At 70.9% G+C, this 23,863-nt stretch carries 23 protein-coding genes, 3 tRNA genes and 1 rRNA gene; 18 read left to right on the forward strand and 9 right to left on the reverse strand.

Annotated elements, in window-relative coordinates; translation table 11 throughout:
- Positions 1 to 14 precede the first annotated feature (14 nt).
- The 7 genes from DS837_RS26705 to DS837_RS26735 form a co-directional block, all read right to left on the reverse strand.
- Positions 15 to 1,598, reverse strand: coding sequence for a gamma-glutamyltransferase family protein (locus tag DS837_RS26705; protein WP_149167526.1), 1,584 nt, complete (start codon positions 1,596 to 1,598; stop codon positions 15 to 17).
- Between the two features lie 32 nt (positions 1,599 to 1,630).
- The gene (locus DS837_RS26710) at positions 1,631 to 1,888 is read right to left on the reverse strand and encodes a hypothetical protein (RefSeq protein WP_149167507.1); all 258 of its coding nucleotides are present in this window, start codon (positions 1,886 to 1,888) and stop codon (positions 1,631 to 1,633) included.
- A gap of 136 nt (positions 1,889 to 2,024) precedes the next feature.
- Positions 2,025 to 3,134 (reverse strand): DUF1513 domain-containing protein, encoded by a 1,110-nt coding sequence (locus DS837_RS26715; protein ID WP_149167508.1) that lies wholly within the window; start codon positions 3,132 to 3,134, stop codon positions 2,025 to 2,027.
- Between the two features lie 3 nt (positions 3,135 to 3,137).
- A complete protein-coding gene (locus tag DS837_RS26720; RefSeq protein WP_247890144.1) occupies positions 3,138 to 4,250 on the reverse strand; it encodes an imelysin family protein in 1,113 nt (370 codons plus the stop codon).
- A 34-nt stretch (positions 4,251 to 4,284) separates the two neighbouring features.
- A complete protein-coding gene (locus DS837_RS26725) occupies positions 4,285 to 5,541 on the reverse strand; it encodes a di-heme oxidoreductase family protein (RefSeq protein ID WP_149167509.1) in 1,257 nt (418 codons plus the stop codon).
- A 180-nt stretch (positions 5,542 to 5,721) separates the two neighbouring features.
- Entirely contained in the window at positions 5,722 to 7,002 is a 1,281-nt protein-coding gene (locus DS837_RS26730) for an imelysin family protein (RefSeq protein ID WP_149167510.1), read from the reverse strand.
- A gap of 174 nt (positions 7,003 to 7,176) precedes the next feature.
- Complete coding sequence (locus tag DS837_RS26735; protein WP_149167511.1) at positions 7,177 to 8,361, reverse strand: cytochrome-c peroxidase; 1,185 nt, start codon at positions 8,359 to 8,361, stop codon at positions 7,177 to 7,179.
- 721 nt (positions 8,362 to 9,082) lie between these two features.
- On the opposite strand from DS837_RS26735, the gene DS837_RS26740 reads away from it, so the two are divergent.
- From DS837_RS26740 to DS837_RS26820, 17 genes are all read left to right on the forward strand, one after another.
- Positions 9,083 to 9,298: a Flp family type IVb pilin gene (locus DS837_RS26740; RefSeq protein WP_149167512.1), complete on the forward strand. Its 216-nt coding sequence runs from the start codon at positions 9,083 to 9,085 to the stop codon at positions 9,296 to 9,298.
- 34 nt (positions 9,299 to 9,332) lie between these two features.
- On the forward strand, positions 9,333 to 9,893 hold the full coding sequence (locus DS837_RS26745; RefSeq protein ID WP_149167513.1) for an A24 family peptidase: 561 nt from the start codon (positions 9,333 to 9,335) through the stop codon (positions 9,891 to 9,893).
- The gene (gene cpaB, locus DS837_RS26750) at positions 9,884 to 10,759 is read left to right on the forward strand and encodes a Flp pilus assembly protein CpaB (protein WP_247890145.1); all 876 of its coding nucleotides are present in this window, start codon (positions 9,884 to 9,886) and stop codon (positions 10,757 to 10,759) included. Before DS837_RS26745 ends, cpaB begins: the two co-directional genes overlap by 10 nt.
- Positions 10,760 to 10,790: 31 nt before the next feature.
- Positions 10,791 to 12,248 (forward strand): type II and III secretion system protein family protein, encoded by a 1,458-nt coding sequence (locus tag DS837_RS26755; protein ID WP_149167514.1) that lies wholly within the window; start codon positions 10,791 to 10,793, stop codon positions 12,246 to 12,248.
- A gap of 23 nt (positions 12,249 to 12,271) precedes the next feature.
- A complete protein-coding gene (locus DS837_RS26760) occupies positions 12,272 to 12,937 on the forward strand; it encodes a CpaD family pilus assembly lipoprotein (protein WP_247890146.1) in 666 nt (221 codons plus the stop codon).
- Positions 12,934 to 14,145, forward strand: coding sequence for a CpaE/TadZ family protein (locus tag DS837_RS26765; protein WP_149167516.1), 1,212 nt, complete (start codon positions 12,934 to 12,936; stop codon positions 14,143 to 14,145). The genes DS837_RS26760 and DS837_RS26765 overlap by 4 nt, the downstream gene beginning before the upstream one ends.
- A complete protein-coding gene (locus DS837_RS26770; protein WP_247890147.1) occupies positions 14,142 to 15,539 on the forward strand; it encodes a TadA family conjugal transfer-associated ATPase in 1,398 nt (465 codons plus the stop codon). The genes DS837_RS26765 and DS837_RS26770 overlap by 4 nt, the downstream gene beginning before the upstream one ends.
- A 16-nt stretch (positions 15,540 to 15,555) precedes the next feature.
- The gene (locus DS837_RS26775) at positions 15,556 to 16,521 is read left to right on the forward strand and encodes a type II secretion system F family protein (protein WP_149167517.1); all 966 of its coding nucleotides are present in this window, start codon (positions 15,556 to 15,558) and stop codon (positions 16,519 to 16,521) included.
- The gene (locus tag DS837_RS32440) at positions 16,518 to 17,540 is read left to right on the forward strand and encodes a type II secretion system F family protein (RefSeq protein ID WP_211102418.1); all 1,023 of its coding nucleotides are present in this window, start codon (positions 16,518 to 16,520) and stop codon (positions 17,538 to 17,540) included. Before DS837_RS26775 ends, DS837_RS32440 begins: the two co-directional genes overlap by 4 nt.
- Before the next feature lie 275 nt (positions 17,541 to 17,815).
- The gene (locus DS837_RS26785; RefSeq protein ID WP_247890148.1) at positions 17,816 to 18,526 is read left to right on the forward strand and encodes a tetratricopeptide repeat protein; all 711 of its coding nucleotides are present in this window, start codon (positions 17,816 to 17,818) and stop codon (positions 18,524 to 18,526) included.
- A gap of 7 nt (positions 18,527 to 18,533) precedes the next feature.
- The gene (locus DS837_RS26790; RefSeq protein WP_149167519.1) at positions 18,534 to 19,100 is read left to right on the forward strand and encodes a TadE/TadG family type IV pilus assembly protein; all 567 of its coding nucleotides are present in this window, start codon (positions 18,534 to 18,536) and stop codon (positions 19,098 to 19,100) included.
- Between the two features lie 5 nt (positions 19,101 to 19,105).
- Entirely contained in the window at positions 19,106 to 19,705 is a 600-nt protein-coding gene (locus DS837_RS26795; RefSeq protein ID WP_149167520.1) for a TadE/TadG family type IV pilus assembly protein, read from the forward strand.
- Entirely contained in the window at positions 19,702 to 21,144 is a 1,443-nt protein-coding gene (locus tag DS837_RS26800; protein WP_149167521.1) for a TadE/TadG family type IV pilus assembly protein, read from the forward strand. The genes DS837_RS26795 and DS837_RS26800 overlap by 4 nt, the downstream gene beginning before the upstream one ends.
- 139 nt (positions 21,145 to 21,283) lie before the next feature.
- Entirely contained in the window at positions 21,284 to 21,658 is a 375-nt protein-coding gene (locus DS837_RS26805; RefSeq protein ID WP_035682866.1) for a response regulator, read from the forward strand.
- A gap of 95 nt (positions 21,659 to 21,753) precedes the next feature.
- Positions 21,754 to 21,829 (forward strand) — tRNA-Asn (locus tag DS837_RS26810).
- Positions 21,830 to 21,833: 4 nt separating this feature from the next.
- Positions 21,834 to 21,910, forward strand: a tRNA-Asp gene (locus tag DS837_RS26815).
- A 4-nt stretch (positions 21,911 to 21,914) separates the two neighbouring features.
- Positions 21,915 to 21,989: transfer RNA gene (locus DS837_RS26820), tRNA-Gly, on the forward strand.
- A 96-nt stretch (positions 21,990 to 22,085) separates the two neighbouring features.
- Here DS837_RS26820 and DS837_RS26825 read toward each other — a convergent pair.
- Positions 22,086 to 22,853 (reverse strand): AraC family transcriptional regulator, encoded by a 768-nt coding sequence (locus DS837_RS26825; protein ID WP_149167522.1) that lies wholly within the window; start codon positions 22,851 to 22,853, stop codon positions 22,086 to 22,088.
- Positions 22,854 to 22,936: 83 nt separating this feature from the next.
- Here DS837_RS26825 and DS837_RS26830 point away from each other — a divergent pair, with 83 nt between their 5' ends.
- Positions 22,937 to 23,563, forward strand: coding sequence for an MSMEG_1061 family FMN-dependent PPOX-type flavoprotein (locus DS837_RS26830; protein WP_149167523.1), 627 nt, complete (start codon positions 22,937 to 22,939; stop codon positions 23,561 to 23,563).
- Positions 23,564 to 23,790: 227 nt separating this feature from the next.
- On the opposite strand, the gene rrf is transcribed toward DS837_RS26830, so the two are convergent.
- Positions 23,791 to 23,863: ribosomal RNA gene (gene rrf, locus DS837_RS33360) — 5S ribosomal RNA — on the reverse strand; the annotation flags it as partial.

Consider the following 23,863-nt stretch of genomic DNA (forward strand, 5'->3'; position numbering starts at 1 on the left):
CCCAGAGGCCACCATCAAAATCCCAGGGCGCAGCCGTCCTTGCGGTGGTCCGAGCCGGCGATCAGCAGGCCGGCCGCGTGGTCGATCCAGATCGCCTGACCGCCGCCCATCGGCTCGTCCCGGCGGACCACCGCGTGGCCGCGGCGCGCCAGCTCCGCCGCGGTGTCCTCCGCCACGGTGGGCTCGATCTCCAGAACGCCGTTGAAGGCGAAGCTGCGCGGCTCGTCGATGGCGGTCTGGACGTCCAGCCCGCGGTCGAGCACCGCCGACACAAAGGCGCCGTGCCCCGCCGCCTGGTAATGGCCGCCCATCACGCCGAAGGGGCAGACCGCGCGCCCGTCCTTGCGGATCAGCCCGGGGATGATGGTGTGCAGCGGGCGGCGGCGCGGCGCCAGGGCGTTGGGGTGCCCCTCGGTCAGGCGGAAGGAGGTGCCGCGGCTGTGCAGGAGGACGCCGGTCGCCGGGTCGAGCTGAACGCTGCCGAAGCTGTGGAAGATCGAGTTGATGAAGGAGATGGCGTTGCCGTCGCGGTCGACCACGCTGAGGCAGACCGTGTCCTTGTGCTCCGTCTCGGTCCACAGGGCGGGGGGCTGGGCGCGCGCCGGGTCGATGCGGCGGCGCAGCGCCGCCGTCGCCTCCGCCGAGAGCAGCGCCGCAGCGGCCTCCGGACCGCCCTCCCCCACCAGGATGTCGCGGTGGTGGTAGGCGAGCTTGGTCGCCTCGGCCTGTAGATGGTGGCGGTCCGCGTCGCCGACCGACGGCGACAGGTCGAAGCCGCCCAGCGCGTTCAGGATCATCAGCGCGGCGAGGCCCTGGCCGTTCGGCGGGCACTCGAGAATCTCATAGCCGCGGTAGTCGGTGGCGATGGGCGTCACATACTCCGCCCCGTCCTGCGCCGCCGCGAAGTCGTCCAGCGTGTGCAGCCCGCCGCGGGCGCGCAGGAAGCCGACCAGCGACTCCGCCGTCGCCCCCGTGTAGAAGGCGGCCGCCCCGTGCATTGCGATGTCGCGCAGCCGCTGGCCGAGCAAGGGCTGGGCGTGGCGTTCCCCGGCGCGCGGGGCGCGGCCGCCGGGCAGGAAAATGGCGCGGCAGCCCTCGTCCGCCGCCAGCAGGGGGACCGCCGCCGCCCAGTCCTGGGCCACCCGCGGGGAGACGCCGTAGCCCTCCTCGGCATAGCGGATGGCGCGCAGGAAGACCCGGTCGAGCGGCAGCCGCCCGTGGTCGGCGTGCAGCCGCGTCCAGGCGGCGACGGCGCCCGGCACGGTGACCGCGTGGCCGCCATGGCGCGGAATCTCTCCGGTGACGCCCAGCCCGGCCAGACGCTCCACGCTCGCGGCGGCGGGAGCGCGCCCGCTGCCGTTCAGGGCGACCACCGGCCCGTTCGCCGGGGCGTAAAGGGCAAATCCATCGCCGCCGATGCCGGTCATGTGCGGCTCGACCACACATTGCACCGCGACGGCGGCGATGGCCGCGTCCACGGCGTTGCCGCCCGCCGCCAGGATTTCCAGGGCGGCCGCGCTCGCCAGCGGGTGCGAGGTGGCCACCGCGGCCTCCGTCGCCACCAGCGCCGACCGCCCGGGCCGGCAGAAGTCACGCATCACGATGGGAGCCTCCGGACCGGGGGAAAGGATCAATGCGGGCTGCGGCGCAGGGGGACCACGCGGCGCCCCCGCACCTCCGGCTCTTCCGCGCCGTGGGCGTGCACCTTCTTGAGTTGGATGACGTAACGCTCAGCGCCGTTGACCATCACGGCGATGACGGTCGGCCCGTTCGCCCAGTCGCTGGGCACGAGGTGAAGTTCCTTGATGCGCGCGGTTCCGGCGGTCAGCTCCGCAAGGTCGAGAACCTCGTCTCCGGCGCGAAACCCCAGATATTCATCAACGATCATGGCGTCCGGCGGCAGTGTCTTGGCGGCAGTGTTCCCAAGCCTACCAGCACCGCGGGCGGCGGGCCACCGTGCAGGCCGCCGCCCGGCGCTTTTTCATAGGGGGCCTTACGAACGGCGCGTCATACGGCGACGCGCGTCAGGTGGCGATGCGCGTCATATGATTGTCCCAACGGAAGTCGGCCAGCCGCAGGCCGTCGCCCGGCAGGTCCGGCGCCGCGCCGACCGTCCGGAGATTGCCCAGCCCGCTGCTCGCCAGGAAACCATCGCCGTCCGGGGCGATGCCGCAGCCGTCGGGCAGCGCCGCCGACCCCAGCCAAGCGCCGGTGGCGTCGTCCCACAGCCCGATGATGCCGCCCTTGGGCGAGCTGGCCGCGACCTTGCCCCTGTCGGCCGCGACGCTGCCGATGTAGCCCTCGAACCGGGACAACTCGTCGTCCGGCGTCTCGAACAGGCGCACCGCGCCGCCGCCCGGACGGTGCGTGCCGGTCAGCGGCTGGAGCATGCCGACCGGCCGCTCGTCCTGCGCGCCGAAGGCGATTCCGCCGTCGGCCAGGGCGGCGATGTGGCGGATGCCGAGGTTGGCGTGCTCCTCCGGCAGGCGGACCTGATCGAGCAGCTTTCCGCTCGCCACCTCGACATAGGTGATCGAGGAATCCATCTCGTCCAGGTTCAGCTTGGCCCGGCCGGTGTCCGGGTGGGTGATGACGCCGCCGTTGCCGACCGCCAGGACCGTGCCGTCCGCGATCATCAGAAGTTCGTGCGGCCCCAGCCCGTGGGTCGGCATCGCGCCGACGCGGCGGTAGCCGTCCATCGCGTCATAGACGCCGATCGACCCGGTCTCGCGCGGCACGTCGTCCTCCGCCACGTAGAGCAGCCGCCCGTCGGTGGAGAAGGCGCCGTGGCCGGTGAAGCGGCGGTCGTCCGGCGCGCGGATCACCGGCCCCGGACGCCCATCAGCCAGAGAGAGCGGCATGAACCAGCGCCCCGGACGGCGGGCGAAGGCGACTGCCTCGGCCCGCGTCGGGTGGACGACGATGCCGTGGGCGCGGCCCGGCGTCGGGCTGGTGAAGCGCACGCCGCCCGCCCCGTCCAGCGCCGCCACGCCATAGTCCGGCGAAGCCGCCGCGGTGGCGTAGGCGTTGAGGAACAGCGTGCCCCCGGCGGTCTCCGCCCGCGCCGGCCCCAGAAGGGCGCCGAGCAGGCTGCCTCCGATCAGGAGCAGAGTGCCCCGGCGGGTCGCATCCATCGCTCAGTCTCCATCCAGTTCGTTGAAGCCGATGCTGATGTCCAGCAGCGGCGCGACGGTGCCGGTCAGCAGGTTGCGCAGGTCCTTGGCCCGTTGCAGGGTGGCCTCCACGCTCTTGCGCTTGGCCGGATCGGCGACGGCGACGTTGATTGGCGCGGGGATCGCCTCGGCGGCGCGGACCGCGGCGGTGAAGCCGTCCTCCAGCGCGCGGCGGGCCTGGGCGCCGGGGTCGCCGGCGGGCAGCAACGCCGTCAGGCCGGGACCGCCGCCCTCGCCCAGCATCAGGGCGCGCAGGGCCTCCAGGTTGATGCGGACGTTGCGGGCCGACTGGCCGCTGCGCAGCGCCTCGGCCACCGCCGGCTTGGCCTCCCCGGCGTTGGGGCCGAGCGGCGCCAGCAGCTTCTGGTCGGCGACCACCTGCAGGGCGGTGAGCGACCCGGTGAAGAGGGTGTTGACCGCCGACCCCGCGTCGGGACCGAGCGCGGTCTGCTCCCCGGCGGTCAGCGGCGCCTCCAGCGCCTTCCAGCCGTCGCGAACCTCGCGGGTGATGGCAAGGACGTTCTGCGCCACCGCGGCGGCCAGCGCGCCGCGGAAGCGCCCGGCCTCGTCGCCCTGGAACGACGCGGCGGTGACGCCCTCGTCGAACAGCAGCCGCTCCAGCGCGGTCAGCCCCTGCACCGCGGCGCTCTGACGGGCCAGCCCGCCCGGCTCCAGCAGCTTGGGGTCGCGGTTCTTCAGCATGGCGAGGATCTGGCGCTGCACCACCCCGGCCCGCTCCGGCCAAAAGGCGATGCGGTCGGCGCGCAGCTCCATCGACAGCGGCCCGGCGCGCAGATGCTGGACGCCGGCCCAAGCGTCGTAGACGGCGCGGTGGGCGGCGCGGCAGCTCTCCAGCCCGTCCGCGGTCGGCGCCGCGGCGAACTGCGCCAGCCGCTCCGCATAGATGCCGGCGGCACCGGCCAGAGCGTCGAAGCGCGGCAGGGCGTGGGTTCGGACCAGACCGCCCAGCACGGCGGCGTCTCCCGCCGGCTCCCGCGCCGCCAGGGCGAGCTTGCCCGGCAGGAGGATCGACAGGGCGGCGGCCGACATCAGGCCGATCACGCGGCGGCGTTGCATTCTCATCACCTATGCCATTCAAACCGTGTGGACTTTAGAGCCCCAGAACGAAACGCACCAACTTTTCCCGGTCGCCGCGCGGCAGGGCCATGAAGGCGCCGCGCGCCTTGTCCGCCTCGCCGCCGTGCCACAGGATGGCCTCGGTCACGCTGCGCGCCCGCCCGTCGTGGAGCAGGGCCAGTTTGCCGTCGGACTCCGCCAACCGCTTCATCCCCCACAGCGGCGTCGTGCGCCAGTCGCGGCCCCGCGCCTCGCCCATCGCCACGCCGTCGGCCAGATCCTCGCCCAGGTCGTGGAGAAGCAGGTCGCTGTAGGGGAAGATCGTCCGGCGGGACAGCGCGGGATGCGCGGCATCCTCCGCCGTGGTGAAGGAGGGGCGGTGGCAGGAGGCGCAGCCGGCGGCGGCGAACAGCGCGCTTCCCGCCGTGTCGCGCGGCGCCTCCAGCCCGCCGTCGGGCGGCAGGGTGCGCAGATAGCCGTCGATCAGCCCGATCACCGTGGAGGGGATCTCCAGCCCCTCATACTGCGGGGAATTGCCGTGCGGGGCGTTCCGGCATTCGGTCTGCGCCGGGGTGCAGTCGCCCCAGGGCTCGGGATAGGCCGGGGTGGACATGCCGATGTCGAGGCTGAAGGCCTCCGAATTCTGGCGGTGCAGCGTCGGGTGGACGGCCTTCCAGCCGAAGCGGCCAAGCAGCCGCGTGCCCTCCGGCGCCACCCAGTTGGGGCGTCCGGCGATGCCGTCGCCGTCGCGGTCCTCCGGATCGGCGCCGGCCAGGATGTCGGCCTCGGGGATGCGCTCCAGCAGCCCCATGCCGCGCACGGACGGGGCGATGCGGGCGGAGATCGCCGTTGCCTCGGCCAACGGCCCGTAGTTGAGGTCGGTGACGGTCACCAGCGGACGGCGCAGCGTCGCCGTGTCGCCGTCGGGGAAGCGCACCGTCTCCTCGCGGTAGGTCAGGACGGGCTTGCCCTCGATGGCGAAGCCGAGCACCGCGTTGGTCTGGACCTGCCGCCCGTAGACCGGGTCGCCGCTGAGCTTCAGCGCATAGCCGACGCCGCGGTCATCGGGAACCGCGGGATCGGGCGGTCGCCCCTGCCGGGCCGCCGGATGGCAGGCGGCGCAGGAGCGGGCGTCGTAGAGCGGACCCAGCCCGTCGTTGGCGTGCGTCACCGTCGGGGCGCTGACCCACATCCGCCGGAACAGCTTCTCGCCGATCCGGGCGTCGAGGTCGCCCGCCACCGCCGGCAGGGCCGGCAGCAAGGCGAGCAGGAAGGCGAGGCGGGCTTTCATTGGTCGGGCGGGCATCGGTCGGGCGGAGTGCCCCATCTTATGAAGACGAAAAGACAGGGCTGCGGCCCCTCCCCCGCGCGGGCGGTCGGTGGGGAGCGGACAACGCCGCCCCACGCGGGAAGGAAGGGCCGCAACCCGTGGACCGCCGGCTTGCTTGCCGACGTCTTATTTAACGACGGCTTACTTACCGACGGCCGACGGGTTGTCGAGGCTGTCCGAACCGGCCAGATCGACCGAGACGCCCAGGGCGGCGACGACGCCTTCCAGGGCCTTCTTCTGGTCGACCAGACGCTCCACCGCGGTCGAGACGATCGCGTTGCCTTCGGCGTTGTCGGTGCCGATCATCTGGTCATAAGCCATCTTGCCGAGGTCGGCGGTGTCCTTCATGACCTTCATCGCGGCGGTGGTGGCGGTCATCGCCTCCTTCACCTTGGCGTCGGCCTCCGGCGCGGTGGCGGCGACATACTGCGACAGCGACGGGCCGGTCACGACCTTGCCGTCCACGCGGGTGTAGCGGCCGCTGTAGACGTTGACCATGCCGATCTGGTCGTAATAGTGGGAGTTGTGGGTGTTGTCGGAGAAGCAGTCATGCTCCTCCTCGGGATCGTGCAGCATGAGGCCGAGCTTCATGCGCTCGCCGGCCAGCTCGCCGTAGCTGAGGCTGCCGAGGCCGGTCAGGATGCGGGCGACGCCCTCCGACTCCTTGGCCTTGGCGACGGAGGCGCGGGCCTTGCCCTTGGCGCCCCAGGCCTTGGCCATCTCCTCCAGATCCTCGACCAGCATCTGGGTGGCGACGGTCAGGAACTGGGCGCGGCGGTCGCAGTTGCCGTTGGTGCAGTCCTTGCCCTTGGCGTAGTCGGTCGCCTTGCGGTCGCCGGCCCCCGGACCCGTGCCGTTCAGGTCCTGGCCCCACAGCAGGAACTCGACGGCATGGTAGCCGGTCGCCACGTTGGCCTCGACCTTGCCGGCCTCGTGCAGTTTGTCGGCCAGCAGCTCCTTGGTGATCTTGCGGGCGTCGATGGTCTTGTCGCCGGCCTTGATCTTCGGGTTGGCGATCACGTTGGCCTTGGCGAACGGGTTGCTGTCGCCGCCGGCGTAGCCGTCGTCCACATAGTCGATCAGGCCCTCGTCCAGCGGCCAGGCGTTGACCTTGCCCTCCCACTCGTCGACGATCGGGTTGCCGAAGCGGAAGGCCTCGGTCTGCATGTAGGGGACGCGGGCGTTCAGCCACGCCGTGCGGGCGGCGGCCAGCGTCGCGTCCGACGGGTTGGCCACCAGCGCATCGACAGCCTTCTTCAGCGCCTTGGCGGTGCTGGCGGAGTCCTCGTAGCTGGCCTGGGCGATGTCGGCGTAGGTCTTCACCACGTCCTTGTAGGCGGGCTTGGACGACTGGGCGTCGGCGGCGAGCGGCGCCAGCGCGATGAGAGCCGCGGCGGCAAAGCCGGAGGCGTGCTTGAACATGAAGGTCTCCTCAAGCGTCGGTGATCGGTGGCGTCAGAGCCATGAAAGTGCGAAGCATTCTCAACATGCGCCGCTAATCACTCTCATTGTCAAGATGCAATCGCGATGCGAGGCGCGCTTTGCCGATTTTGCGGCGGACAGCGGGGCCATGATGGCGGCCCCGCCCGCCCGCGCTCACTTCAGAAGCGGTTCGTAACGGGCGTCGGTCAGCGTCTTCATGAAGGCGACCAGCGCCTTGATTCGGCGGTCGTCGAGCGCCGGGCCCTCCTCCAGCTCCTTGATGGAGACGGTGGCGGCGATTTCCGGATTGCCCCAGGGCTTGCCGGTCTCCGGGTTGATCTGGTCCGCCGGCTTGGTGCTGTTGTACTTGTTGTAGAAGCGGACAACGGTCTCCAGGTCCTTGAAGACGCCGTTGTGCATGTAGGGGCCGGTCACCGCGACGTTGCGCAGGGTCGGCGTCTTGAATTTCCCCTCATGCGCCTTCTGGCCCTTCAGCGCCGGATTCTCGGCCAGCCCGCGGTCGATGTGAGTCGCCACCACCCCATTGGCCGCCCGCAGCTCCGCGTTCACCGGAACGCCGATGTTGTGGTACTCGTAGTTGGTGAAGACCTCGTTCGTCGCCGCCGGCATGGCGTTCAGCTTGTGGCAGACGTTGCAGTTGGTGAACTGCTGCGAGAAGAACAGGGTCATCCCCAGCTCCTCCTCGCCGGTCATCTTGTACTCGCCGCGCAGATAACGGTCGTACTTGGAATCGAAGGGCGAGAAGACGTCGGTCGTCTCGAAGGCGGCGATGCTGTCGGTCATCGCGTCGTAGGCGCGGTCGGCGTCGTCCAGCACCCCCGCGCCATAGAGGGCGACGAAGCTCCGCGCGTAGTCGGCGTTCTCCTTCAACCGCCCCTGCACCTCCGCCTTGGAGGCCATGGCCATCTCTGCGGGGTTCAGCGGCGGCCCGCCGGCCTGCTCCTGGAGGGTGGCCGCCCGGCCGTCGTGGAACTGCCCGCCGAAGGGAACCCCGCTGGCCTTGAAGCCGAAGCGCGGGGCGAGATGGGCGTAGGCGGCGGTCGGCGCGTTGCGGTCGCCCAGCGACTTGCCGTCGGCCCCCAGCGACGCAGCACCCCGCGGGTCGGCGAAGCCGAATTCCGGGTTGTGGCAGGTCGCGCAGGACTGGCTGCGGGTGGAGGACAAGTTGTTGTCGAAGAACAGCGCCTTGCCCAGCTCGGCCTTGGCCTTCTGCATCTCCGCCTTCTGGATCTCTGCCGGATCGGCGGCCAAGCCGGAGCCACTGGCGATCAACAGGCCAGCGATCAACAGGGAAGGCAGCGCCGCGGCCGGCGCGACATACTTGCCGAACAATGACATCCTGACTCTCGCTCCTTGACGGCGGTGGCCCGCGGCGGCAATCCATGGCGGGGCCTGCCGGTCAGTATCCATGCCCTTCGGCCTGGATGATAGTTATTCTCATTATCACGAACGTGCGACCTATTGCCACTGGTCGTAGGACCGGCGGGATTAACCCCTCGCCCCATTCGTCCGGCCCCGTTCCCGGATGGACGATCCGGTCCGGGCGCTTCGACATGACGGAAAAGGGTACCCCGACCCGGCTACCGACTCTGCTTCGCCAACCGGTGGGCTTGCCGCCATTCCGGTGTGAGGCGGCACCACCGTCGGGATTCCAAATGCTCCGCGCGCCGCGAAGGGAGCGGTAACCCCGGCGCCGGCACAATCCCGGCATAGTCCGATAATCACTTTAAATTCTAATCATTTTCTTTCAAAGCAATCCGTTCGTTATCCACGCCCCCGCACGGCGCTCTCCTTCCCGTTTCTTTGGCGCGACTCTTCCGCACATGGCGTCACCCGCGCTTTGCCTGAAAACGGCGCGGAAAGTTGTGCTGCGGACTGCAGGGACAACGGCCTCGGCCCGCCGGACTACCCCTATCGATAGGTTTATTAAAATACCGAGCTTCGACATCCTTCAAATCACAGACGCCGTGCATTCCCTAAAAATCAGTAATCAATCCTCTCCGCTTCACTGCGCCGAAGCGAAAACCCTTCGTATCACAATTATCAACGGAGACCATCAATGACCCTGTCCGCCAACATCCGCGCCATCATTTCCCCGGTCCAGGCCGCGACCAAGGACCGCAAGGGCATCACGGCCCTCGAATACGGTCTGGCGGCGGCGCTCGTCGCACTCGTCATCATCGGCGGCGCCCGCACCTTCGGCACCAACGTCAGCACCCTGTTCACCGGCATCGGCACCACGGTCACGAACACCCCGACGGCCATTCCGCAGTAAGCGCCGCAAACCCCCTCCCACGCAAAGCCCCGCCATGGATACGATCGCGCTCTTCGATCCCCTCTCCCTGGCACTGCCCATGGCGGGGCTTGCGCTGGGCTGGGCGGCGGCGGACGACCTGTGCCGCCGCGTCATCCCGGACACGGTGTCCATCCTCCTCACCATTCTCGGCCTCGCGCTTCCGCTGTGGCAGGGCGCCCCTTTTCCCTGGGTCAGCCTTGCCGCCGCCGCCACGCTGTTCCTCGTCCTGTGCGTCCTGCACGGGCGGGGCTGGCTGGGCGGCGGGGATGTGAAGCTGGCCTCGGCCATCCTGCTGCTGGTCGGGGTGGAGCGGGCCGCCTCTTTCGCGACCGCCACCGCGCTGGCCGGCGGGGTGCTCTCCCTTCTCTATCTCGCCGGGTGGCTGGCCCTGCGCAAGGCGCAGCCGGCGCGCCGGCTGCTGCGCCGCTTCGGCGGACGCTCCGCGCCGGTCCGAATCCTGGCTGCAGAAGCTCACCGCATCGCTACCCGCCATTCCGTGCCCTACGGCGTCGCCCTGGCCGCCGGCGGGCTGCTCACCCTCTCCAACCCCACCGGAGGAGCGGCATGGTTCTGAGAGTGCTTTTCCTGTCCCTGCTGCTCGTCGGGCTGTCGCTGGTGGGCTACGTGTCCTTCTCGATGCTGCCGGCCCCGACCGCCGCCGTCGCGGTCCCGGCACCCCAGGCGCCCATGGACTCCGTGCTGGTCGCCGCCCGCCCGATCTCCACCGGCATGCTTCTGCGCGCCGAGGATCTGCGCTGGGAGCCCTGGCCGCCGGGTCGCCTCGGCGACGGCTACATGGTGCGGGGCCGCGTGGCGGAAAGCGCCTACAGCGGCGCCGTCACCCGCCGGTCCTTCGCGTCGGGCGAGCCGATCATGGCCGGCCACATCGTGGCGCCGGGGGAGCGCGGCTTCCTCGCCGCCGTTCTGTCGCCGGGCAGCCGCGCCGTCTCGGTGGCGGTGGACGCAGTCAGCGCGACCGGCGGGCTGATCTGGCCCGGCGACCGCGTGGATCTGATCCTGACCCAGAATTTCGAATCCCACGCGGGGCGCGACCTGCGCAGCCGGGCGGTCGGCGAAACCGTGCTCCAGAACCTGCGCGTCATCGCCATCGACCAGCAGCTCGGCGAGGCCGGCATGGCGAAGAGCGGGCCGGACGGGCGCATCCCCCGCACCGTGACGCTGGAGGTCACCGCCCGCCAGAGCGAGACGGTCACCGTCGCCGCCACCATGGGCAAGCTCTCGCTGGCGCTGCGCAGCCTGCTCGCCGACGAAAACGTTCTCGCCGCCGGGGAAACGGAACCCGCCTCCGCCCCGACCTGGGCCGAGGACGTGTCGCCCGCCCTGCGCCAGCTTCCCGCGGCCCACAGCGCGGAGGCGCCCGCCCGCCGCCCGGCGCTGCTCATCATCCGCGGATCCAAGACGGAAACACTCGAACGCTGAACCGGCGCGCCGACCCAGGGGGGACGAACTCATGACGATGACCACCACAACCACCATGGGCCGGGCCGCAGCCTTCATGGGGGCGGCCCTCCTGGCCGGACTGTTCGCGACGCTGGCCGCATCGCCCGCCCAGGCGCAGCAATCCCAGTTGCAGCAGCGCCCCCGCGAGATCACGCTGGAGGTCGGCGGCGGACAGCCGGTCAACCTGCCAGCCCCGGCGGCCAGCGTCTTCACCTCCGCCCCGGAGATCGCCGACGTGCAGGCCTCCGGCCCGCAGGCCTTCTTCATCGTTGCCAAGACGCCGGGGCGGGCCAGCGTCTACGCCCTGTCGGCGGACAACAAGCCGCTCGCCTCCTTCAGCGTCGTCGTCACCATGCCCATCGGCGACCTGCGGTCGAAGCTGGTCGCCCAGGTGCCCAACGCCGCCATCGACGTGCAGAGCACCGGCAACGGCATCACGCTGACCGGCACCGTCTCCTCCCCCGCCACGGCGCGGCAGATGGTCGAACTGGCCGAACGCTACGTCGGGCAGGGGCAGACCGTCACCAACCGCCTGACCGTCGCCTCCCCCGCCCAAGTGAACTTGCGCGTCCGTGTGGCCGAGGTGTCGCGCCAAGTGACCAAGGAGCTGGGCGTCAATTTCGAGAGCATGTTCAACATCGGCTCCTTCGCCTTCGGGATCGCCACCGGGCGCCCCATCCTGGACGCCGCCGGCAATCTGATCCGCGCCATTCCCCCCACCAACTCCATCGGCGGCAGCTACCGCTCCAGCAACGGCCGGGTGGACATCAACACGGTGGTGGACGCGCTGGCCGAGGACGGGCTGATCACCGTGCTGGCCGAGCCGAACCTGACCGCCCTGTCCGGCGAGACCGCCAGCTTCCTGGCCGGCGGCGAGTTCCCCATCCCGGTCGCCCAGTACGACCGCACCACCACCATCCAGTTCAAGAAGTACGGCGTCAGCCTGGACTTCACTCCCACCGTTCTGGGCGGCGGCCAGATCAGCATGCGCGTGCGCCCGGAGGTCAGCGAACTGACCAACAACGGCGCCGTCGTGGTCGACTCCATCCGCATCCCCGGCCTGTCGGTGCGCCGCGCCGAGACGACCATCGAGCTGGCCAGCGGGCAGAGCTTCGCCATCGCCGGCCTGCTCCAGAACAACACCTCGGCGACGCTGGACGCCGTGCCGGGGCTGGGCGACGTGCCGGTGCTGGGTGCGCTGTTCCACTCCAGCAAGTTCCGCCGCAACGAGACGGAGCTGGTCATCGTCGTGACCCCCTATCTCGTCCGCCCGGTGTCCGCCGCCAACGCCCTGTCCGCCCCGACCGACGGCTTCGTCGCGGCGACCGACGTGGAACGCATCTTCCTGAACCGCGCCCAGAGCCTCCAGCCCCCCACGGGCAGCGCCGCCTCCACTCCCGCCGCCCCTATCGCCATCGGCCCTGGCGCCACCCGCCTGCACGGCGACGCCGGCTTCACCCTCCAATGACCCCTTTCGCGGAGCACAGCGCCATGCCCAGAGCCATGCGAACGCCGATGCTGCTTCTGCCACTCCTCACGGGTCTGCTGGGCGGCTGCGCCGTGCCGCAGACGCCCCCGCCGATGCCCACCGCCCAAGTACCCGCCGTGAGGGCCATCGGCAACACCGTCCCCTTCGCCATCGACCCGCGCAGCGGCGCCATCGCGGCGGAGGAGCGCGCCCGCGTGGTCCGCACGGTGGCCGGGCTCGGCCGCGACACCACCCCCCACGTGACGGTCACCGGCCTGCTGCTGGCCGCCCCGGCGCGGGCCGCCGTCGCCTCCCTGCTGGGCGGGGCCGGGGTGCCGCCGGAGAACGTCACCTTCGCCCCCGACCAGACCGGCGCCCCGGCGCTCCAGGTGACCACCTATGTCGCGCTGGCCCCGGACTGCGGGGCGTGGAGCGACATCTACAACGGCTGGTACCAGAACAGCCCGACCGAGGCTCTGGGCTGCAGCAACCAGCGCAACCTCGCTTTGATGCTGGCCGATCCGCGCGACCTCGTGCAGGGCCGCGAGACCGTGCCCGCCGACGGCCAGCGCATGTCCGGCGCCGTCCAGCGCTACCGCGCCGACAAGGTGAAGCCCTTCGTGAAGGGGAACAGCACCAGCGCCTTCCTGCTGGCCCCCGCCCTGAACGGAAGCCAGGAGGACCAATGAGTCTGCTCGCCACCCTTCTCGGCGACGCGCCGTCGCCGGCCGACGCCGCCCGCGGCACCGGTCCCCGCCTGCTCGCCTACGTCGCCGACGCGGCCAGCGCCGCCCTGCTGACCCGCACCGCACCGTCCCTGCTGCCCTGCGAGGTGCGGACCGGCGACATCCGCAGCGCCGCCCGCGACCTGGCACGCCAGCGCTCGCCCGACCTGCTGCTCGTCGATCTGTCCGGCGTCGCCGAGCCGCTGGCCGCCATGGAGGCGCTGGCCGGGGTCTGCGACCCGTCGGTGCGGGTCATCGCGGTCGGCGACAGCAACGACATCGGCCTCTACCGCGACCTGCGGCGGATCGGGGTCAGCGACTACCTGTTCAAGCCGCTGTCCCGCGACCTGCTGGAGGGCGCGCTGCGCGCCGCCGGCGCCGGCGCCGCGGCGGACGAGGCGGCGGGCCGGCTGGGCAAGCTGGTGGCGGTGGTCGGCGCGCGCGGCGGCGTGGGCACGACCACGGTGGCGGTGCATCTGGGCTGCTGGCTGGCCGACGGGGCGCGCGGGCGCACGGCGCTGGTCGACCTCGACCTGCAGAACGGCACGGTGGCGCTGGCCCTCAACCTGCGGCCCGAGCCGGCGCTGCGCGAGGCGGTCGAGGCGCCCGACCGGGTTGACGACGTGTTCATGGAGCGCGCCATGGTCGCCGCCTCCGACCGCCTGTCCGTCCTGGCGGCGGAGGAGCCGGTGGAGGACGTGATCGACATCGCGCCGACCGCCGCCCTGTCGGTGCTGAACCGGCTCCAGGCCCGCCACAACTACGTCGTCGTGGACGCCGGCCGCGCCCAGGGCAGGGCCGCCCGCGCCGCGCTTGAGGCGGCCTCCATCGCCGTTCTGGTCGGCGACGCCAGCGTCGCGGGGCTGCGCGATCTGGTGCGGCTGCGCGCCGCCATCGCGCGGCGGGCCGGCGGCGGGCGGCTCGTCACCGTCCTGAACCGGCGCGGCGCCCCCGGCGAGCTTCCCGCGGTGGACCTGATGCGCACGCTGGGCGAACCGCCGGAACACGCCCTGCCCTACCGCCCGGTGCCTCTGGCCGTCGCCGCAGGCGTCGGCGAGCCGGCCTTCCGCCACTGCCGCCGCTTCCGCGAGGCCATGGAGCGGCTGGGCGCCGACGTCGCCGGGCAGCCCGCCGCCCAGGACGGCCTGTTCCGCCGCTGGGTGCGGCGATGAGCACGCTTTTCGGCCGCAAGGCCGCGCCCCCCTCCCTGGCGGTCGCCAGCCCGCCGCCCGAGGAGCCGAAGCCCGCGCCGGCCCCGGCCCCGGCGGCAGCGGCGTCCGCACCGCCGCCGCCGGCCGCGCTGCGCCCGGTCAACCGCTCGCTGAACGACATCCGGTCCCAGGTGCTGGCCCGCATCGACCCGGCGACCATCGCCGACATGCCGGCGGAAACGCTGCGCCCGCTGGTCGAGCGGCTGATCGACGACATCGCCACCACCAGCCGCAGCCAGCTGAACGGGCGCGAGCAGGCGACGCTGGCGACGGAGCTGGTCCACGACATGATCGGGCTGGGGCCGCTGGAGCCGCTGCTGGCCGACGACGCGATCACCGACATCATGGTCAACGGCCCGTCCCGCACCTTCGCGGAGCAGCGCGGCAAGTTGGTCGAGATGCCGGTGCGCTTCCGCGACGGCGGGCACCTGCTGAACATCGCGCAGCGCATCGCCTCGGCGGTGGGGCGGCGGGTGGACGAATCCAGCCCCATGGTCGACGCCCGGCTGGCCGACGGCAGCCGCGTCAACATCATCGTGCCGCCGCTGGCGCTCGACGGCGCCTGCATCTCCATCCGCAAATTCGCCCGCCGCACCATCGGCTTCCGCGAGCTGGTGGAGTTCCGCAGCCTGTCGGAGCCGATGGCCCGCGCGCTGGAGATCATCGGGCGCTGCCGGCTGAACGTGATCATCTCCGGCGGCACCGGCTCGGGCAAGACGACGCTGCTCAACGCCATGTCCCGCCCCATCGAGGCGACCGAGCGCGTCATCACCATCGAGGACGCCGCCGAACTCCAGCTCCAGCAGCCCCACGTCGTGCGGCTGGAGACGCGCCCTCCCAACCTGGAGGGCCAGGGGCAGGTGACGCAGCGCGACCTCGTCCGCAACGCGCTGCGCATGCGGCCCGACCGCATCATCATCGGCGAGGTGCGCGGGGCGGAGGCCTTCGACATGCTCCAGGCCATGAACACCGGCCATGACGGGTCGATGTCGACCATCCACGCCAACAACCCGCGCGACGCGCTGAGCCGCGTCGAGAACATGGTGCTGATGGCCGGGATGAGCCTGCCCAGCCGGGCCATCCGCCAGCAGATCGCCGGGGCGGTCAACGTCATCGTCCAGGTCCAGCGCATGCGCGACGGCGTGCGCCGCATCACCCACGTCACCGAGCTGGTCGGCATGGAGGGCGACGTGATCCTGACCCAGGACCTCTTCACCTTCGAATTCCGCGGCGAGAACCGCGACGGCATCCTGGAGGGGCGCTACGCCGCCACCGGCCTGCGCCCGCGCTTCGCCGAGCGGCTGGCCTATTTCGGGCAGGAGGCGGCCTGGAACGCCGCCACCGCCGGCCTGTAACGGGGAAGGACACGCGATGGACCGCATCCAGGCCCTTCAGCTCGCCACCCTGCTCCTCGGCGCCGGGACGCTGCTCTTCGCCCTGTCCACCCTGCGCGCGTTGCGCCGCCACAAGGCGCTGCGCCGCCGGCTGGCCGCCCTGTCGGCGGAGGCCCGGACGGTGGTGGAGGACGGCAGCCCCGACATCACCGGCGCCAGGTCCCTGACCTTTGCCGACCGGGTGAAGCGGCGCATGTCGCGCTTCTACGCGCGGCGCCAGACCGTCTATCTGCCGCCGGGCGTCCGGCTGTGGCGGGCGCTGCTCGCCGCCGTGATCGCCGCCGGGCTGTGCTGGTGGCTGGGCGGCCCGGTGATGGGCGACGCCGGCGCCACGACCGCTGCCACCGTGGCCCTGCTGGTCACCCCGCGCCTCGTCTTCGCCGCCAGCCGCCGCAAGACGCTGGAGGCGCTGATGAACCAGCTTCCCGACGCGATCAGCCTCGTCGTCCGCGCCACCCGCGCCGGCATCCCGGTCTCGGAAAGCCTGCGCATGGTCGGGACCGAGCTGTCCGAGCCGATCGCCCCGCTGTTCCGCCGCATCGTCGACGAGACGGCCATGGGCATCGACCTGGAGACCGTGCTGGCCCGCGCCGCCGCCAACGTCCGCCTGCCGGAGTTCCGCTTCTTCGTCGTCACCCTGCTTTTGCAGCGGGAAACCGGCGGCAACCTGACGGAGCCGTTGGAGAATCTGGCCGACATGATCCGCCAGCGCCGCCGCGTGCAGATGCGCACCCGCGCCCTGACGTCGGAGGCGCGCAGCTCCGCCGCCGTGCTGGCCGCCCTGCCCTTCCTGGCCGGCGGCGGCATGGCGATGCTGAACCCCGACTACGCGATGCGGCTGATCGACGAGCCGAGCGGCCAGACGATGCTGGCGGTGGCCGGCGGGCTGCTGCTGGTCGGCGTCGGGTCCATGCAGCTCCTCATCCGGAGGACCCTGTCATGAGCGGCGGCGTGATGGGCGGCCTGATCCCGCAGCCGGTCCTGCTCGGCTTCGGCGTGCTGATGATCCTGACCGGAGTGGCCGGGCTGCGCTCCTGCGTGCTGCGCGAGCGGCTGCTGGCCCGGCTGGAGCGTCTGCGCGCCGGAACCGCGCCGTCCGCCGCCCCGGAGGCGGAGCGCCGCAGCCTGCTGAGCCGGGTCGGCGCTTGGCTGGCCCGCACGCCGTTGGTCGGGTCCGCCGACCGGGAGCGGATGCGCAAGAGCCTGATCGCCGCCGGCTACAACCAGCCCAGCCACCTTTATTCCCTGCTCGGCATCAAGCTGCTGTGCATCGGCGCCGGGATGGCGCTGGTCCCGGCGGCGGCGGGCGACCTGCTGCCCTCGCTGATCGGCGCGCCGGGTGCGGCGGCGCAGGTGGTGGCCGGCGCCCTGCTCGGCTGGCGGCTGCCCGACCTGGCGCTGGGCCGGATGCGCGACCGCCGGCTGGAGGAGGTGCGCAACGGCCTGCCCGACGCCCTCGACCTGCTGGTGATCTGCGGCGAGGCCGGCCTCGGCCTGGAAGCGGCGGTGGACCGCGTGGCCCGCGAGGTGGCGACCGCCTACCCGGCGCTGAGCGCCGAGCTGTCAGCCACCGCGGCGGAGATGCGCGTGCTGTCCGACCGCGGCGGCGCGCTGAACAATCTGGCCGCCCGGCTGGACATGGAGGGTGTGCGCGGCATGGCGACGACGCTGATCCAGGCCATGCGCTACGGCACGCCGCTGGCCCAGGCGCTGCGCGTCCTGGCCGGGGAGATGCGCGCCCAGCGCCTCGCCCGGTTCGAGGAGAAGGCGGCCCGCCTGCCGGTGCTGCTGACCCTGCCCATGGTGGTCTTCATCCTGCCCTGCGTCTTCATCGTCGTCGGCGGCCCCGCCATGCTCGACGTTTCGCGCAGCTTCGACAACGCCGGCACCAGCCAGCAAACCCATTCCAGCCAAACCCATTCGAACCCGCCCCACAGCCAGACCAAGGGAGGTCAGCCATGATCGCCATTCCAGCGTCATCGCATGCGACATCCCCTCTCCCGTCCCGGGAGAGGGAAGGGGCCCGCGCGGCGCGCGGGAAGGGTGAGGGTACCACCGAGGATGGGTTCGTTGATCCTCGCACGACCCTCACCCGGCGCCTGTGGCGCCACCCTCTCCCGGGGCGGGAGAGGGGATCGTGGACGAAGAAGCGCCTCTCCGGTCTGGGCCGCATCGCCGCGGCCGCCCTCCTTCTGCTGTCGGTCAGTGCCTGCGCCAGCGCCCCGGGCGGCGGACCGGTGGGGTCGAAGACCGGCCCGACGGCCAACGCCACGCTGGACGACAAGGCGCGCGTGCAGCTCCGCCTCGCCCGCGCCGCGCAGGAGGCGGGCAACGCCGGCTCCGCGGTGCGCTTCTACCGGGCGGTGCTGGATCAGGCGCCGGGCCATGTCGGCGCCCTGCTCGGGCTCGGCGAGACGTTGTCGGAGAGCGGGTCCGCCGCCGACGCGGTGGTCGAGCTTCAGAAGGCCGCCGCCGCCGTTCCCGACAATGTGGAGGTGCAGACGGCGCTGGGCCGCGCGCTGGTCCGCGCCAACCGCCCCGCCGACGCGCTGAACCGCTTCGACGCCCTGCTGCGCCGCAACGACGACGACCTGCGCGCCCGCCTGAACCGCGGCGTCGCCCTCGACCTCGCCGGGCGGCACGCGGAGGCCCAGACCGAATACCGCCACGTCCTGAAGACCGAGCCGAACAACGTGACGGCCATGGCCAACCTTGGCCTGTCGCTGGCGCTGAACGGCAGCGCGGAGGGCGTGGCGATCCTGGAGGGGCTGGTCCAGGGCGGCGTGGACTCTCCCCGCGTGCGTCAGAACCTCGCGCTGGCCTATGGGCTGAAGGGCGATCGGGAGGCGGCGGCCCGCGTGGCCCGGCTCGACCTCGACGACGCCAACGTACGCTCGAATCTGGCCTTCTACGAGACGGCGCGCCAGTTCGTCGCCCTCAAGCCGTGAGGCGGTCATGCTTAGCCGCAACCGCAGCCTTTTCCTCCGTGCCCTGCGTGACCGCCGGGGCCTGACCACGCTGGAGCTGGCGATCGTCTCTCCGGCGCTGATCGCGGGCATGATCGCGCTGGCCGAGGTGTCCTACTCGCTGACCGTGGACGGTCTGCTGAATCACGCCGCCCGCGCCGCCGCCCGCAGCGGCTTCACCGGGGAGTTGGCGAACGGCTTCACCGACCGTCGCGCCCAGGTCTGCGACACGGTGCGCCGGCTGACCTCCCGGGTGCTCGACCAGAGCCGCCTGTCGGTGCGCAGCCACAGCTACGCCTCCTTCACCACGCTGGGGCAGGTCAACGGCGGGGTTCCGCCCTCCACCTCGCTGACCGACCTGAATTGCGGCTCCACCAACTGGGACGTGAAGCAGACCGGGGCGGCGCTGGGCGGCAGCGGGCAGGTCGTCGTTTACGCGCTGCGCTACACACAGCCGGTGCTGACCGGGCTCGGCGCCACCGTGCTGGGCCGGGCGGAGCTGGTCCACGAGGCCCGGCTGGCCGTGCGCAACGAACCCTTCATGGTGGGGGAGTGACCGGCATGACGGAGCATCGTCCATTCCACCGAAATCCGTTGCGCGACCGGTGCGGCATCGCGGCGCTGGAGATGGCGCTGCTGGCGCCCGTCCTTCTGCTGCTGGTCACCGCCACGGTGGACGTCGTCCGCTACGTCAGCATCACCCTGACGCTGAACCGCACCGCCGCCAACGTCAGCGACATCGCCACCCAGTTCGACAAGCTGCGCGCCGGCATGACGGTGGTGAAGGGAAACGAGGTCGGCGTGCTGTTCCTCGCCGCGACGGAGGTCGCCCAACCTCTGGACCTGATGGCCGGCGGGCAGGTCATCGTCAGCTCGGTCGCCAACATGGGCCAGGGATCGCGGGTGATGTGGCAGCAACGGGCCGGCACCGGCTCCGCCGCCAGCCACCTCGGCGCTGCGGGCGGGGTCGCCACGCTGCCGCCCGGCTTCACCCAGCAGCCCGGCGACAACGCCATCTTCACCGAGCTGTTCTACCGCTTCACTCCCTATCTGCTGAGCGGACCATGGCTCGGCGACGCCGGGACCTCCACGACGCTCTACGCCAGCGCCGTCTACCAGCCCCGGCTCGGCACGCTCACCACGCTAGAGACCGGGCCATGAGGACAGTGCTCAACTCTGCGGGCCGCTTGCTCACCTCCTTGGACGCGGTGCGGCGAGACCGGCGGGGCGCCACCGCATTGATGTTCGCCGCCGCCGCGGTGCCGCTGCTGGGCATGGTCGGGCTGGCGGTGGATTACGGGCGGGCCTTCCTGGTGCAGTCGCGGCTTCAGACCGCCATCGATGCCGGGGCGCTGGCCGCCGGCAAGATGCTCAACTCCTCTGCGGAGGCGCAGCGGGACATCGCCATGTTCGTCGCGGCCAACCTGCCGTCGGGCTTCCTGGGGGCGGCCATCGGCACCCCGGCGGTGACCCTGGACCAGACGAACCAGCGCGTCGGCGTATCGGTCACCGCCACGCTGCCGACGACTTTCCTGCGCGTCCTGCGCGTCGACCAGCTGACCATCTCCGTCACCAACCAGGTGCAGCGCGCCAACGCCGGGTTGGAATTGGCGCTGGTGCTTGACGTCACCGGGTCGATGGCGACCAACAACCGCATCGGGGAGCTGCGCAGCGCCGCCACCGACCTCGTCAACATCCTGTTCGGGCCGGGCAGCACGCCGCCGAAGAACCTGTGGGTCTCCATCGCTCCCTACGCGGCGGAGGTCAACATCGGCAAGACGCGCACAAGCTGGCTGGCAGCGGGCAGCTACGACGCCACCAAATGGGCATCCCAGGGCTGGCGCGGCTGCGTTCTCGCCCGCACCCAGCCGCAGGACCAGACCGACACTCCGCCGGCCTCCGCGCCCTTCAAGCCCTTCTGGTACCCGAACAACCAGTACAATGGGAACAACAACGACAACCCCTGGACCCCCACGAACATCACCGACGACGGCACCTACCGCCAGACCAACGACATGGCCGGGCCGAACCTCGGCTGCCCGCCGCCGGTCATGCCGCTGACCAACGACCGCTCGGCCCTGCTGTCCAAGATCGCCGGGCTGAAGCCGGTGAACCGCGGCGGCACCATGGCGAACCAGGGGCTTCAGGCGGGATGGTTCACCCTGTCGCCGAAATGGCGCGGCCTGTGGGGCGGCACGACGCCGAACACGCTGCCGCTCGATTACGGAACGCCCGACATGTCCAAGGCGGTCGTCCTGCTGACCGACGGCAACAACGAGTGGTACAAGTACAAGCCGCAGGGCGACTACACCAGCTACCAGCGCCTCAGCGACGGGCTGCTGGGCACCACCAACACCAACCAAGTGACGACGGCGATCGACAACCGCATGCTGACGCTGTGCAGCAACATGAAGGCGGCGGGGATCACCCTGTTCACCATCACCGTCGGCGACAGCGCCAGCAGCGCCACCCGCACGCTTTACCAAAGCTGCGCCTCGCCCGGCCCGAACCACTATTTCGACAGCCCGACGCCGGCGGACCTGCAGACGGTGTTCCGCACCATCGCCGGCCAGCTCAGCAATTTGCGGATCATCCGCTGATCGGCTGGCGCTGAACGGGCGATAGCATGGCCGGGCGCGGTATGGCGGAGACGGCGGTTTATGACCTATTGCGCATTGGTCCGCCGCCGCCCGATGGGCTACAGGATTCGGGACCGTGCAGACAAGAGGCCCGCCCGTCATGTCCCAGACCTTCCCCCAGACCTTCCATGTGATCGTCGCCGAAGACGACCCGGTCGTCGCGGTCACCATTGCCGAAACCCTGGAGGAGCGCGGCTTCCGCGTGACCATCGGGCGCAACGGGTTCGATGCCTTCAAGATCGACCAGAACGATCCCGCCGACATCCTGATCACCGATTTGCGCATGCCGCATTTCGACGGCACCAGCCTGATCGCCCGCATGCAGGAGCAGCGTCCCGAGTTGCCCATCCTGGTGACGACCGGCTACAGCGACAACCTGCCCAAGGAGGAGCCGGGCCAGTTGTCCGTCGTCCAGAAGCCCTTCTCCGAGGACAGCATCGTCCGGGCGGTGCAGAGCCTGCTCGGGGTCGCCTGATCGGACCGCCGGAGGGTGGCAGCGAAAAAAGTTCACCCTCCGGTGAAGTTCCTGCTTGCGCTGCGCCGCTGGGACCCGTATAAGCCGGCCTCCGTTCCGGATTAGCTCAGTCGGTAGAGCAGCGGACTGTTAATCCGCGTGTCGCTGGTTCGAGTCCAGCATCCGGAGCCATATTGCGGGTGTAGCTCAGTTGGTTAGAGCGCCGGCCTGTCACGCCGGAGGCCGCGGGTTCAAGTCCCGTCACTCGCGCCACATTGCGGGCGTAGCTCAGGGGTAGAGCACAACCTTGCCAAGGTTGGGGTCGAGGGTTCGAATCCCTTCGCCCGCTCCAGTTTCGGGGCACGACAGTGTCTACGGGGGCCGCTTGTTCATCAAGCGGCCCCTCGTCGTTTCGGGCCTCGTTCAGGGCCGATCCGCTCCATCCCGCTCAGCCGAAATAGGCCGATGGCGTCACGCCGAGCGTCCGCTTGAACACGGCGATGAAGGCGCTGACGCTGTCGTAGCCGAGGTCGATGGCCACGGTCGTCACCGGCGCGCCCTCGGCCAGCATCTCCAGCGCGCGCATCAGGCGTGCCCGCTGCCGCCATGTGGTGTAGCTGTAACCGGTCTCCGCCACGAAACGGCGGCTCAGCGTCCGCTCGGACACGCCCGCCCAGGAGGCCCAGGCGTCCATGCCGCGCCGATCCCCGGGATCGTCGAGCAAGGCCCGCGCGATCCGGAGAAGGCGCGGATCGCGCGGCATGGGCAGGGTGAAGGGGTCGATGGGCGAGGCCCTGAGTTCGTCGAGAAGAACCATGGCAAGGCGCCATTGCGCCTCGTCCATCTCCCACCCCTGCCATCCGGAGGCGCGGATCACCGCCTCGCGCAACAGGCCGGACACCTTGATGATGCAGGGCCGGTCCGGCAGCGTCGCGCAGGCGGTCTCCGCGATGTAGCAGCTCCACGCCTCGACAGCCCCGTGGGTGTAGCCATGGTGCGGCTGGTGGGGCGGAAGCCAGACCGCATGCTCGGCGGGAACCACCCAGGTGTCCGTCTCCGTGCCGATGGTGAGCAGGCCGCGGCGCAGACCGGAGAGCTGGCCGCGCGGGTGGCTGTGCGTTCCCAACTCGCGATGCTCGGCCTGCGTCTCGTATATGGCGATGATGATCGGGTCGCGCTCATCACGCGCGGCGAAGGCGAACCGCTCCTCGGACATGGCGTCAACCCGCTATCGAATGGCCGCCATAGCTTAGCGCCGCCTTCGATTGCCCGCTAGACTGCCCACGACAGGAGAAAGCCATGCCCCCGCAGAATCCCCCTTCCCCCACGCCCGACCTCGACCGGCTTTACGACCCGCCGATGGAGCATGTCCAGAAGGCGGTCATGACGGAGTTGATCGCGTTCCACGCCGATTACCTCGCCAAGGCCACCTTCTTCTGCCTCGCAACCGGTCGCGCTGCGGGTCTGGACGCCTCGCCGCGCGGCGGCCCGCCGGGCTTCGTCAAGGCGCTCGATGCCAAGACCATCGCTTTCGCCGACTGGCCGGGCAACAACCGGATCGAGTCCATGCGCAACCTGCTGGAGGACAACCGCTTGGGAATGCTCTTCCTGTTCCCCGGCCTGGACGTTTTCATGCGGATCAATGGATGCGGCCGCGTCTCGGACGACGCGGATCTCTGCGCCAGTCTCGCCGAGGGGACGAAGATTCCCAAGACGGCCATCGTCGTGAGCGTGAACGAGGTGCTGTTCCACTGCGGCAAGGCGGTGAACCGGGCCAAGCTGTGGGCTCCGGAATCGCGGATCGGCCGCGGCGTGCTTCCGACGCCCGGCCAAGTGCTCGCCGCCATGACCAAGCAGGACGCCTCCGCTGCGGAGGCCATCGATGCGCACTACGACCATGCGATGCGAAACGACCTCTACGGCTGAGGCGCAGGGCGAAAGGCCGGCGATCAACCTCTTGCTCTTGGTCCCCTCCCCCGCCTGCGGCAGGGAAAGGTTAGGGAGGGGGCCCGCAGCGACACCTCAAGCACAACGAAAAGCCGGCGCTTCCCACAGAGGAAAGCGCCGGCCTTGCCGCTCATGAAGCCGATTGTCAAGTGTGTGTGAAACCTGCTGCGTCCACGTCCTTGGATGGCGTGGCGTGTGCCGTGGTGACCTGGCGGCGACCTACTCTCCCACGTCTTAAGACGCAGTACCATCGGCGCTGAGGCGTTTCACGGCCGAGTT

Origin of the sequence: Azospirillum brasilense (assembly GCF_008365405.1) — a bacterium.
GTDB classification, from domain to species: Bacteria; Pseudomonadota; Alphaproteobacteria; order Azospirillales; family Azospirillaceae; genus Azospirillum; species Azospirillum brasilense_D.